General features: G+C 48.0%; 14 protein-coding genes and 1 tRNA gene. 6 read left to right on the top strand and 9 right to left on the bottom strand.

What is annotated here, in order from left to right:
- The first annotated feature begins 2 nt into the window (after positions 1 to 2).
- The 6 genes from SPD80_RS03950 to SPD80_RS03925 all read left to right on the top strand — a co-directional run bounded on the left by SPD80_RS03950 (position 3) and on the right by SPD80_RS03925 (position 4,289).
- Positions 3 to 1,568 (top strand): hypothetical protein, encoded by a 1,566-nt coding sequence (locus tag SPD80_RS03950; protein ID WP_320828573.1) that lies wholly within the window; start codon positions 3 to 5, stop codon positions 1,566 to 1,568.
- Positions 1,569 to 1,645: 77 nt separating this feature from the next.
- On the top strand, positions 1,646 to 1,876 hold the full coding sequence (locus SPD80_RS03945; RefSeq protein WP_002562965.1) for a hypothetical protein: 231 nt from the start codon (positions 1,646 to 1,648) through the stop codon (positions 1,874 to 1,876).
- 3 nt (positions 1,877 to 1,879) lie between these two features.
- Positions 1,880 to 2,686 (top strand): hypothetical protein, encoded by an 807-nt coding sequence (locus SPD80_RS03940; protein WP_320828570.1) that lies wholly within the window; start codon positions 1,880 to 1,882, stop codon positions 2,684 to 2,686.
- 18 nt (positions 2,687 to 2,704) lie between these two features.
- Entirely contained in the window at positions 2,705 to 3,115 is a 411-nt protein-coding gene (locus tag SPD80_RS03935; protein WP_320828569.1) for a phage holin family protein, read from the top strand.
- 3 nt (positions 3,116 to 3,118) lie between these two features.
- Entirely contained in the window at positions 3,119 to 4,108 is a 990-nt protein-coding gene (locus SPD80_RS03930; RefSeq protein ID WP_320828568.1) for an N-acetylmuramoyl-L-alanine amidase, read from the top strand.
- Positions 4,101 to 4,289, top strand: a complete 189-nt coding sequence (locus SPD80_RS03925) for a hypothetical protein (protein ID WP_320828567.1) — start codon at positions 4,101 to 4,103, stop codon at positions 4,287 to 4,289. The genes SPD80_RS03930 and SPD80_RS03925 overlap by 8 nt, the downstream gene beginning before the upstream one ends.
- Before the next feature lie 95 nt (positions 4,290 to 4,384).
- Here SPD80_RS03925 and SPD80_RS03920 read toward each other — a convergent pair whose 3' ends face one another.
- The 9 genes from SPD80_RS03920 to dnaX all read right to left on the bottom strand — a co-directional run bounded on the left by SPD80_RS03920 (position 4,385) and on the right by dnaX (position 10,925).
- The gene (locus SPD80_RS03920) at positions 4,385 to 4,819 is read right to left on the bottom strand and encodes a hypothetical protein (RefSeq protein ID WP_320828566.1); all 435 of its coding nucleotides are present in this window, start codon (positions 4,817 to 4,819) and stop codon (positions 4,385 to 4,387) included.
- A gap of 96 nt (positions 4,820 to 4,915) precedes the next feature.
- Complete coding sequence (locus tag SPD80_RS03915) at positions 4,916 to 5,146, bottom strand: hypothetical protein (protein WP_320828565.1); 231 nt, start codon at positions 5,144 to 5,146, stop codon at positions 4,916 to 4,918.
- A gap of 224 nt (positions 5,147 to 5,370) precedes the next feature.
- Entirely contained in the window at positions 5,371 to 5,802 is a 432-nt protein-coding gene (locus SPD80_RS03910; RefSeq protein WP_320828564.1) for a DUF1870 family protein, read from the bottom strand.
- A 57-nt stretch (positions 5,803 to 5,859) separates the two neighbouring features.
- A complete protein-coding gene (locus tag SPD80_RS03905) occupies positions 5,860 to 6,063 on the bottom strand; it encodes a hypothetical protein (protein WP_320828562.1) in 204 nt (67 codons plus the stop codon).
- Between the two features lie 438 nt (positions 6,064 to 6,501).
- Positions 6,502 to 6,578: transfer RNA gene (locus SPD80_RS03900), tRNA-Asp, on the bottom strand.
- Positions 6,579 to 6,718: 140 nt separating this feature from the next.
- Positions 6,719 to 7,603 (bottom strand): hypothetical protein, encoded by an 885-nt coding sequence (locus SPD80_RS03895; RefSeq protein ID WP_320828561.1) that lies wholly within the window; start codon positions 7,601 to 7,603, stop codon positions 6,719 to 6,721.
- 14 nt (positions 7,604 to 7,617) lie between these two features.
- A complete protein-coding gene (gene recR, locus SPD80_RS03890; protein WP_320828560.1) occupies positions 7,618 to 8,226 on the bottom strand; it encodes a recombination mediator RecR in 609 nt (202 codons plus the stop codon).
- A gap of 8 nt (positions 8,227 to 8,234) precedes the next feature.
- Positions 8,235 to 8,543: a YbaB/EbfC family nucleoid-associated protein gene (locus tag SPD80_RS03885; RefSeq protein WP_320606020.1), complete on the bottom strand. Its 309-nt coding sequence runs from the start codon at positions 8,541 to 8,543 to the stop codon at positions 8,235 to 8,237.
- A gap of 81 nt (positions 8,544 to 8,624) precedes the next feature.
- Complete coding sequence (gene dnaX / locus SPD80_RS03880; RefSeq protein WP_320828559.1) at positions 8,625 to 10,925, bottom strand: DNA polymerase III subunit gamma/tau; 2,301 nt, start codon at positions 10,923 to 10,925, stop codon at positions 8,625 to 8,627.
- Positions 10,926 to 10,955 lie beyond the last annotated feature (30 nt).

The following is a 10,955-nucleotide window of genomic DNA, read 5'->3' as shown; positions in this document are numbered from 1 at the left end:
TCTTGGATATTATCTATACGGACGAAGCGGGCAATGACGTAGGTATCTTGCAACGCGCCTATTTTGACTGCGCATTTGGAAGTGGTGAGAATAATTTCGAGCTTACTCTTGATGCAGAAAGCAATATCCGCATCTCAAAAGGCGCTCGAGTGTATATAGAAGGTACAGAGTATGGTGGAGTTGTCGATTCGTATGCATACGATAGCGCAGCTGGCACCTACAAGTACTCTGGACGCTCTGTGCATGGTCTTTTGACGTCAAAGATTATTCGCCCCCCTGCAGGGACGGATTATCTCGTCGTAAATAATGAAGTGCATGCAGCCCTACGCGGCATCATTAGGCAGTGTGGCCTAGATAGCCTTATTAAAGTGGCTGATACCGTATCACCGTTTATGGCCAAGTACCAATTTGACCGCTTTACTGACGCCTATACAGGCATTGTAAAAATGCTTAAGGCGCAAAATGCACGCCCAAAATTTGTGTGGGTAGATGGTAAAACTATAAGCCTTGAAGCAGTGCAAATCACATCATATCCAGCCTTAGATACAGATGTGGTGGACCATAATTTCAAGCACACCCACCACCCTGTGAACCACCTCGTGTGCCTGGGCAAGGGCGAACTTAAAAACCGAACTGTTATTGACTTATATGCAGACACTAAAGGCAATGTGAGCAAAACACAGTCCATTTTTGGCGTGGATGAGGTTGTCGAAAAATACGACTACAACGGCGCAGAAGCAGAAGAACTTGAGCGAGAAGGAATAAAAAAGCTTAAGGAGCTACAAAACGCATCCTCGGTCGATATAAATCTAAAGTCAGATGCGAGCTACGCTGTTGGTGACATCATCACATCTTACGATATAAAAACGGCAATGGAGGTATCAGCACAAGTTACTAAGAAGATTATAACTTGTGCTGGTGATGACGTATCTATTGAGTATACCGTCGGCGGTACTGCTCAAAGTACGTCTTTAAGTAGCTCTGTGAGCGCAAGTAGCGGCGGTGGGATTACATATACGGCTGGAGAGGGCATAAAAATTAGCAATGCCACCATTACAGCAGACGTCACCCAACCAAAACTTGATGCCGTAAAAAATGACGTAGACGTCGCAAATGCTTCTCTGTCGAATGTAACCGCAGAGCTCCCGCAGATAAAAATAGATATTGCTAAGGCGCAATCTACAGCAGACGTAGCTAATGTCACTGCCGCAGAAGCTTTAGAAGCAGCAAAAAAGGCAGGAAGCGTAGACGTAGCGGCTCTTGTTGCCACGCAAGAATACGATAGCAAAAACGGCATTCGTGCCAGGCGCGTCGGTAAGTTCGTAGCAGGAACCATCAATGGTTTTAAGGCAAATCTCACAAGCTCATGGGCGTCACAAGTAATCGGGACACTCCCAGAAGGTATGCGACCAACATCAAATATTGAGACGAGCTGCACAACTGCAAATACCAATGCCAACGTTGCTGTAGAAATCCGCACGGACGGCGTAATGACTGCCTGGAATGTCGGTGGTACTTCTTTGGGCAACCAGAACATTTATGCCAATTTCGCATACACAACAGAATAGTCTCCTTTCGTTACCAGCAGAAGAAGATATGTGCGAGGAAAAACACGCTGGTCAAACAAAACGAAAGGAGACTGTGCATGCCAAAAGAAACGGGCCTTACCGACTATATATGTGACCGTAATCCAGAGCATCACAAGTGCGCCAAGGAAGGCACCGCAGATGCTAATTACTTCCATGAATTTGGGCGTACTCGTTCTGATGGAACCATGCAGAACTTCATCTTGTGCGATGCGTGCTATCTCAAGTGCAGGGAACTCATGGACCGCCATGACCGGGAGTTCAACACTTTTATGAAGGGCAAGGAGTAAGCTATGGCGACAAACATCCTTGTCACGGGCAAGCAGGGCAAGAACCACATTACCTCGGCCCAAATGGGCGCTATCCAGGCTGCAATTTTTGGCCCAGGAACGTACATCTGTTCTGGCTTTGAGCCGTCTATGGCAAGCGCAAATGCATTTAGCATCACAAAAGGCGTTGCCGTTGTAAATGGTCGCCCTTGTGTTTTAGAAGCCAATACGCAGGTAAACATTGCAAGCGGCATTACAGGACGTAACCGCAATGATTTAGTAGTTTTGGCATATTCAAAAACGCCTTCTTCTGGCGTTGAAGAAGTCACTGTTAAGACCATATCTGGCGAAGCCACCACATCAGATGCGGCAGACCCCACATACAAGACCGGGGACATCCTTAGCGGGGCTACGTCAGTTGAAACGCCGCTATTTCGCATTGAAGTGCGTGGACTTGAGCTGCCCAGAGTAATTACGCTTGCTAAAAAGCTCCCATCCATCGCTGACCTAAATACAGCAGACGAAAAAGCGAGCGAAGTGCAAACATTCGACCAAAACGGCCTATACGCTGTTCGTGTCGGAAAAATCGTCTACGGCACATTCACGCTCAATCCAAATTTGGATAGCGCTTGGGCGTCACAGTTGATGCTTACCATGCCCGAAGGCATGTGCCCAGCTCATAAATGGGAAGTAAGTTGCACTACCGAAAACAAGGTGGCAAACGTAGCTTTATACATCGACACAAACGGGCGTGCTGAAGCGTCAAATCGCGGTGGACAGTCGCTTGGCAACAACTACATCCATGGCTCTTTTGCCTATCCAGTTATTTAATTTACGAAAGGAACAATCATGACTATTCCCTATTTTATTGACGTATACCTAGCGCAAGTACGCGATTCTCAACAGGTAAAAGTAGCGCTCACAGCAGTTCTTATCCTCATGGCAATTGACGTAGTCATGGGCTCTGTTTGCGCTGCTGCGAACCACAACTACGCATCCTACAAGGCACGTGAAGGCGCTATGCACAAAGGCAGTGAGCTTTGTCTGATTTTGCTTGGTATCGTGGTGGACGGCGCCTTGACAGGCGGACTTAATCTTGGCACGCAAACGCCTGTGCTGCTCGGTACTTGCGTAGCTCTTATTTGCGCTGAGGTGGCATCCATCCTAGAGATTGTAGGAACTGCCAATCCAGATATGGCTAATTCTGCCGTATTTAGACTGCTCAAGACCGTACAAGACGGCGCAAAAGATAAGGAGTAGTCTATGGCATGGTATCCGTGGAAAGCCATTTGGGCAAGCTCACACACTTATACACGCGGGCGCGGTGGTAAAAAGCCTGAATATATCGTGGTGCATTACACGGCATCTCAGGCGAGCGCAAAGGATAACTGCAAGTATTTTAGCGGTGGGAATCGTCACGCATCCGCACATTTCTTTATTGATGGCTCAGGTGTAATTTATCAGTCGGTCGCAGAAGGCGACACCGCCTGGGCGGTGGGCAACCTTGATTTCAACCAGCGCTCTATTTCTATTGAGGTAGTAAGTGACGGGCGAGATTTTAGCAATGCAGAAATCGCCGAGCTTACTTATTTAGTACAACACCTCATGCAAAAGTACGGCATACCAGCAAGCCACGTAATACGCCACTACGATGTGGTAGACCACGCCCGCGTTGGTAAAACGCTTGACCCTCACAAGCACTGCCCTGCACCTTATGTCAATGGCGCTAAGTGGAACAAGCTCCATGGCATTATTACGTCTTCTGCTGGTTGGCAGCGTGGCAAGGGCACTATGACTAATTGCTGGTGGTATCGCCACGCTGATGGTTCCTACACCACCAATGGGTGGGAGCTTATTGATGGCAAATGGTACTACTTTGACGGCAGTGGCTGGATGGTCACGGGCTGGCAGAAGGTAAGTGGTCTGTGGTATTACATGGACGCAAAAGGCGCTATGGACACTGGCTGGCAGTTTATCGAGGATAAGTGGTATTACTTCCACGCAAACGGTTCCATGGCTGTAGGCTGGCTGCAAGACAATGGGCGCTGGTATTGGCTACACGATACACACGAAAACGGACGTTATGGCTCAATGGATATTGGCTGGCTGGAGATTAATGGCAAAAAATACTATGCCAATCCTCATGCCGATGGTTCGCAAGGCGCTCTGCTAAGTGGCAAACAGACCATTGACGGCAAAGAGTACGAGTTTGATGCTAATTGCGCCCTGATTGAGAGCACGCCCAATGAATGAATGGACGCTTACGGTATGGAGTACGCTATCGGATAATCCAGGCTTTCGTTACTCGAAAGAGCGCGTAGAGCGTTTTGCCACTAAGGATGATGTGGTGGCATTTATCAAAGACCGCTACTTAGCCGCAAAAGTAACGTGGTTTGACGATAAAAAGCGGTGTAGTGTAGTTATTAAGGGATAGCGCCGAACGAGAAAAAATCACGTTCGCTGTTAGCGACAGTTAACCCCTCACTTACCATACAGTAGGTGAGGGTTTTTTGTTTGCTATATATCTTACTATCCGAGCAAAAGCTCATTTATGATTTCTGCGCGTGTTTTCCCACTTTGGGCGCATCTTTTATCAAGCTCAGCGCGTGCTTGTGCGCTAAGCTTTAAGTAAGTCGCGACTGTGCCTTCACCATCCTCTGCCACGTCACCAAACTCTTTTATGTACTCATCAGCATCTATATGCTCTTCTGCCCACGCTCGCGCTTGCTCATAATCTAGAGGGGCAATCGATTCACTTTCTTGTGCGCCACGATTACCGCATGGCTTGCTGTAGGGGCTTAAAGGGCCACCCTCGCCATGGATAAAATATTCTCCAGTACGCTTCTGATAAAGTGTTTCCTGATACCAGTGAAAATCAGTCTTTCCAAAGCCACTAGGCTCATAATCAGCTATCTTACGTGCAGTTTCGGTATTGTACAGCTTGTTTTTGATGATTTTTTTCATTTTCAATTCTCCAAGGTATCGGTTTGCATGGTGAGGGCAAAGCGCCTACCAACAAACATGCTGATAGGCGCTCATAATTGCATGATATTTTAATTTTTAAAAATCCTCACCTTGATTCATGTAGCGGCGGATTTTATTTTTTGCGCTGGCATCGGTAAGCCCTACCAAGCTAAATTGGAGCGTTCCCTCCAGCTGCCTCATTTCCCCTTCATGAAAAAGGAAAACTCCTTCTCCATAATTGCTTGTGCACCAATACGTGTCGGCAAAATCTTTATCGTATGACCACATCCACTTGCTTTCGTCCTTATGATAATGTAAACGCTCCATTTTATGCCCCTTTCGGCTTTGGGGTGCCCTTGTGGCTCCCCTCTTTTACTATCTCTATATTATCATGATTAGATATATATTCAAGTATAAATAGATTAGATATTTATACATCACATTTTCTACAAAAAAGAGAACTCTATATAGAGTTCTCTTGCTTTAAGTTTATGCAGCTAAACGGCTTGTTGTAAGGCGTTTTAAGACGCTGTAATTTTGTAAATGCCTATTTATGCCTGTTTTGGGACTTGATTATCCTTACCATCAATAAATGCAACCTTAATACCACGCTCTGCCAATGCGTATGCTACTAGTCTTGTGGTCGCGTTTGCTTCTCTGCTCGAACCACCATCATCTGCGCTGTGGTATTTATCGTATTCATCCTGGCTTGCCCAGTATGGAAGTGTGACTTGCTCGGGATAGTTCCCCTGCTTCTGTGCTATCTCGTCCACTTTAGCAAGCGTAAAGGCTATTACTTGTCTCTGGTCTTCCATAAGCTCATCGAGCATATCCCATGCTTCTTGTGGTGGGATATTGTCAGGACTAGCAGGAGACTCCCACCGCTTTACGCTGCGCAAATTGACTTCCAGCATATCGGCTACGTCTTTTTGCATCAGCCCCAACATCTCACGAAGCGCGCGAAATTCTGCTTTTGCTCTCATGTATTTTTCCTTTCTAATGAAAAAGGAGCGGAGCTTTTGCCCCGCCCCCCCCGTTGCTTACCAGCTCTCTACGATACGGAAGAAGTCTGCGACGGTGCCGTTCTGGTTCTCGTGTGGGCCGTCGTAATCGTTAAGACCGCTTGCGTGGTTCGTCCAAAAGCGCATTACCTCGTCGTGGTCGTCGCTTTGGAAAACGTCGCGAACCTCAAGAACCTCAGGCTCGTTCAGGAACATCTTTACCTGCTGGACTGTGTACTTCATTTCGTGCCCCTTTCGGCGTTTCGAGTGACCCTGTGCCACTTCGTTATTTATATTATGTCCCCTTGGGGGACACTATGCAAGCATGAATTAGTACGCTCACATTCTGTACATAATTCATCTTTAATGCCCCCACTAACTGCTATACTTCTGCTCATGAAGCCATGAGCATTTTCTTTTTTAGCCAACGTAGGGGCTAAAAAAGAGAAGTAAACCGTTACTGACGTACTCCGCGGTTTACGCTCATGGCTTTTCTTTTTTTACATCGATACATGCAGATTAAGGGGTATAAAACGTGACCCCAAATGTGACCCATAAAATGACCCAGCAGATAAAAACACCTGATAGAGATATACGACACTTAGGGGAGTTTTTATCTAAAAAGAAATCCCCCTGCCCTGCATTTAAGCAGGTGAACAGGGGAATCTTGCGTTAAACAAATGGCGGGATGTAAGGGACTTGAACCCTCGACCTCCGACGTGACAGGCCGGCGCTCTAACCAGCTGAGCTAACACCCCGTGCTTAAGTGCGAAGTAGATTATATCCAGAGAATACCTGTGGTGTCTAGTGCTTTTCTCAAAAAAGTTTGAGATAGTTTTACACACAATTCCTTCTTAACCTACCATGCCTGATACTGCGCAGACATGACCACTCTGTCTTATGTTAGTGGCACCGCCGTAGAAGCGTTATTGGCATCAGATAGAATAAGTGACGTGTCTTTAAGCTCCATCTTGGATAACACGCCTGTACCCTTTACAGGATTGCCGTTTTTATCGGACAACTTGGTGGCTACCGATCCATCACCCATGGTCCACGCCACAATATCCCAACTACCATCAGACAGGTTTTCTGGGATGATAAGCGCGCCATCATACAGCACCATGCCTACAGGCGTTCCCTCAAACTTGATAAGTTCAAGAGGTTCGGAGCTACCCTTTGCTGTGCGGGTTAGGGAATAGCTACCATCATCATTTTTTTTGATGGCATATGAATAATCATCATAGGTAATGGCGTCATCCTTGTTTGCTTGTGTGCGCTCTACGCGTGTACTCCCAGAGTTGGAAGCAGGCTTTTTAAGAAGCATGCAACTTGCCACAACAGAAATGGCTATGACCACAAGTGCAGCCAAAATAACTACAAGCAAATGTTTACGCGATACGATGGTTTTTTGCGTATGAGCAGAAACGTTCTCACGCGCTTTGTTGGACAACTTTTGGGAGGATTTTTTACCTTTGCGACTTGCGCGTGCAGCGGCAGCACCCGCAGCAGCCGTGGAACGATTAGAAATAACCGCACCTTCATCACCGGATAGCGTGGCAAATGAAGAGGTGTCATCCAACGGTGCTGGACGCGGTGCATCCGTAGACGTTGCCGAAGCAGAGATTTCTTCACCTGCTGTAACGGGTACGGAAGGTGTAGGGCTTGCCTTGCGCGTAGGGGCAGGTACAGGACGCTGCGAGCGAGCGTGCCCATGAGCTGGGGCTTCTCCCTTAAAATGGCGCCCCCTACGAGATGTTGGGGAATTATTATCTGCTACGGACATCTCAATCCTTCCTGCTATGCCTCACGGCGTGCCTCAATAGCACGACCTAAAGTCACCTCGTCAGCATATTCAAGATCTCCGCCAACGGGTAGACCACTTGCCAAGCGAGAAACCGTAATACCTAAGGGCTTAATTGTGCGCGCTAGATAGGTTGCCGTAGTTTCTCCCTCAACGTCGGGATTAGTAGCCAAAATCACTTCTGTAACGCTATTGTCAGACAAACGCGCTAACAACTCACGTACATGAAGCTGGTCTGGGCCAATCTTATCCATGGGTGAAATAACACCACCCAATACATGATACAAGCCATGATACGCACCAGTACGCTCGATAGCCGAAACATCACGCGGCTCGGACACAACACAAATGCTTGTTTGATCGCGGCGTGGATCCTCACACACATCGCACTTCTCGCGCGTAGCATAGCTAAAGCAAACGGGACAAAAATGCACTTGCTGTTTAACATCCAAAATGGCATGAGCAAGACGCTGCGTCTCTTCTGAATCCGCCTCGAGGATGTGATAGGCAATGCGTTGTGCGGACTTAGGACCAATTCCTGGAAGGCGCCCTAACTCATCGAGCAAACGTTGTAGTGCACGACCTTGACTTACCACTTCTTCCACAGATAAGCCTACATCAATCCTGGGATGTTAAGGCCGCCTGTAATGGCGCCCATTTGCTGGTTTGCAAGATTTTGTGCAGAGGTAAGGGCGTCGTTGATGGCTGCCATAACCATATCTTGAAGCAGCTCCACATCATCTGGATCAACAGCCTGAGGATCAATCTGAATGGAAGTAATACGCATATTACCAGTAGCAGTTACCTTAACCATGCCACCACCTGCAGAAGAAGAAACCTCTGCATCTTTAAGAGCTTCTTCAGCCTGAGCAAGCTGCTCTTGCATCTTGCGAGCTTGTTTCATCATTTGAGCCATATTCATACCCATGGTAAAGCCTTTCTGTTATACATGCTGTTTAAGCGCACAAAACGCCTTGCACCCACCAAACAGGATGCAATACGCTTACTTATTTTCTTCCCCACCGTAGTTTACAAAATCATCGTCCGATGTGTCATCGAGGTTGGCATCATCTGTCTCCAAGCCATCAACTTGAGCATCCATGATATCTGGTGTAGCTGCATCTTCTGCTAAGACATCGTAGGCATCTGCCGTTTCTTCCACATCTGGCTCGGGCGCAAGCGTAGTTACGGTTACTGGACCACCAAATACATCCTCAAGCAGTGCGGTAAGATCGTCAGGTACTTCATCGGGAAGCGCAGATCGTGCCGAGAAGTACGAGTCTGCCGTCTTGCTTTGCCTTGTGCGCTTTGAAGCTGGCTTGGAAACAGGCTTTGACGGGGCGGGGCGTGATTGTGATTGCTGCGCCTGTTGAGGTTGTTGGGGCTGCTGAGGTTGCTCCAGCTGTCGTGGTTGTTGTGTTTGCTGCACGTTTGCAGCTTCTTCCCAAGGTGCGGGCTCAATATCACCATAGGCATCTACAGGAACACGTTCCTCCACCACAGGCTCATGCGCTGCCTGAGGCGCAGGCTCGGGTACCGGTGTTGGAGCTGAGGCAGAAGCCGGAGTTGGTGTTGGAGCTGAAACAGATGCTGGAGTTTGAACTGGAACTGGAGTTGAATCCAAGGCCGGAGCTGGAGTTGAGTCAGGCGCTGCCAGTGGCTGAGGAGCCAACGATGGAGCACTTGTCTGTGCTACTGGGGTATCAGACTCAACATAGTCAATACCACGCTGACCAAACACGTCTGCTACAACTGATTGAACTTCTTTCATAACTTCAGGCCGTACCAGCATGTTCATAGCAAATTTTGAACCTGCAGGCAAACTTACCGTAAGAACCTCACCAGAATCTGCCGTAAGAACTGCATTCATAAGCAAGGAACTGCGAGAAGGCGCCTTCTCATGCAAGGTATCCAAGACCTGACGCCAACCACGCATAAGCTCAGGACTACCAGGCACTACTGGCTCTGTAGATGGTATGGGTGATACGGGCGTAGGTGGAACTTGCTCTGACTCAGGCACCAAGGGTGCATGAGCAGATGAATCTGGCTCAGACACAGGAGGCTCAAAAGACGCAGATGGAACTGGGTCTTGCTGAGGTATTGCCGGCGCAGAAACACTAACCTGTTGCGGCGCTGGAGCTAGAACAGCAGTTTGATTAAGATGGAACTCAAGTACCGCAATACGTTCTGCTAATGCCTCAAGTGTAAGCTCTGACTCAGGCCGAGCTAGCCGCGTAAAACAAACTTCTAACACCAGACGCTGGTTGGTTGCCATACGCATTTGAGCAGACGCATGGCCAAGCTCCACTAACACACGAGATAAGCGGTCTACTCCACCGGTAAACTGCTGTGCTTCTTGCGTGAGCTGTGTGGTCTCTTCTGCTGTTCCAACAATAAGAGTGGCAGGATTTCCACCAGCAGCAATAACGTATAGATTGCGCACATGAGCAGCAAGTTCACGAGTAAATTGCAAAAGGTCATGTCCGTTGTTGACCAACTCAGCAACTACGTTAAAGAGAGAGACCACATCGCGCATGGCAAGTGCTGCGGTTACCTGACCAAGCTGTTGGTTGCTCGTAGAGCCCAGCATGTCATTAACGCCATCAATAGAAATAGTGCCTGCTCCAAACACAGACAGCTGTTCAAGCGTACTAAGCGCATCACGTAATCCACCGCGCGCATGACGTGCCACCAACTCAAGCGCATTCTCGTCATAACTAAAGCCCTCGGCATCGCAAATATAGGCCAATCGATTAACAATGTCGCTCGTAGAGATGGCATGAAAGTCAAAGCGCTGCACACGAGAAAGAACCGTAGCCAGAATCTTTTGAGGATCTGTGGTACACAGGATAAAAACAACATGTGACGGAGGCTCTTCCAGGGTTTTAAGAAGCGCATTAAACGCCTGGTTGGTGAGCATGTGAACCTCGTCGATAATGTAGACCTTGCGCTGCCCACGTACCGGCGCATAGTTCACATTATTGATAATCTCGTCACGAACACTATCTACACCCGTACGGGATGCTGCATCAAGCTCATAGACATCAGGATGCTCACCTGCTGCAATAAGCTGGCAATCTTCACAGTTGCCATCAGGCAGGCCGCCCTCATCCTTCTTACAAATCAGTGCTTTTGCCAATACGCGAGCCATGGTAGTTTTACCAGTGCCGCGCGGGCCACAAAACAGATAGGCGTGACCCGTACGGTCTTCCAATACGGCACGCTTAAGTGTACTTACCACATGACTTTGTCCCACTACGTCATCAAACGTCTGTGGACGATATTTGGTATACAGTGATTCCATCCGCATGTCCTTAAGAACAAATCGGGTTAA

The sequence above is a fragment of the Atopobium sp. genome, assembly GCF_034113385.1.
Lineage (GTDB): Bacteria > Actinomycetota > Coriobacteriia > Coriobacteriales > Atopobiaceae > Atopobium.
This window is presented reverse-complemented; position numbering and strand designations above follow the sequence as displayed.

Bases quoted from the DNA above. Each gene is read 5' to 3' on its own strand.
- SPD80_RS03945 (WP_002562965.1), top strand. From the start codon at position 1,646: ATGCCAAAAGAAACGGGCCTTACCGACTATATATGTGACCGTAATCCA.
- SPD80_RS03940 (WP_320828570.1), top strand. From the start codon at position 1,880: ATGGCGACAAACATCCTTGTCACGGGCAAGCAGGGCAAGAACCACATT.
- SPD80_RS03935 (WP_320828569.1), top strand. From the start codon at position 2,705: ATGACTATTCCCTATTTTATTGACGTATACCTAGCGCAAGTACGCGAT.
- SPD80_RS03930 (WP_320828568.1), top strand. From the start codon at position 3,119: ATGGCATGGTATCCGTGGAAAGCCATTTGGGCAAGCTCACACACTTAT.
- SPD80_RS03925 (WP_320828567.1), top strand. From the start codon at position 4,101: ATGAATGAATGGACGCTTACGGTATGGAGTACGCTATCGGATAATCCA.
- SPD80_RS03920 (WP_320828566.1), bottom strand. From the start codon at position 4,819: ATGAAAAAAATCATCAAAAACAAGCTGTACAATACCGAAACTGCACGT.
- SPD80_RS03915 (WP_320828565.1), bottom strand. From the start codon at position 5,146: ATGGAGCGTTTACATTATCATAAGGACGAAAGCAAGTGGATGTGGTCA.
- SPD80_RS03910 (WP_320828564.1), bottom strand. From the start codon at position 5,802: ATGAGAGCAAAAGCAGAATTTCGCGCGCTTCGTGAGATGTTGGGGCTG.
- SPD80_RS03905 (WP_320828562.1), bottom strand. From the start codon at position 6,063: ATGAAGTACACAGTCCAGCAGGTAAAGATGTTCCTGAACGAGCCTGAG.
- SPD80_RS03895 (WP_320828561.1), bottom strand. From the start codon at position 7,603: ATGTCCGTAGCAGATAATAATTCCCCAACATCTCGTAGGGGGCGCCAT.
- SPD80_RS03885 (WP_320606020.1), bottom strand. From the start codon at position 8,543: ATGAATATGGCTCAAATGATGAAACAAGCTCGCAAGATGCAAGAGCAG.
- dnaX (WP_320828559.1), bottom strand. From the start codon at position 10,925: ATGGAATCACTGTATACCAAATATCGTCCACAGACGTTTGATGACGTA.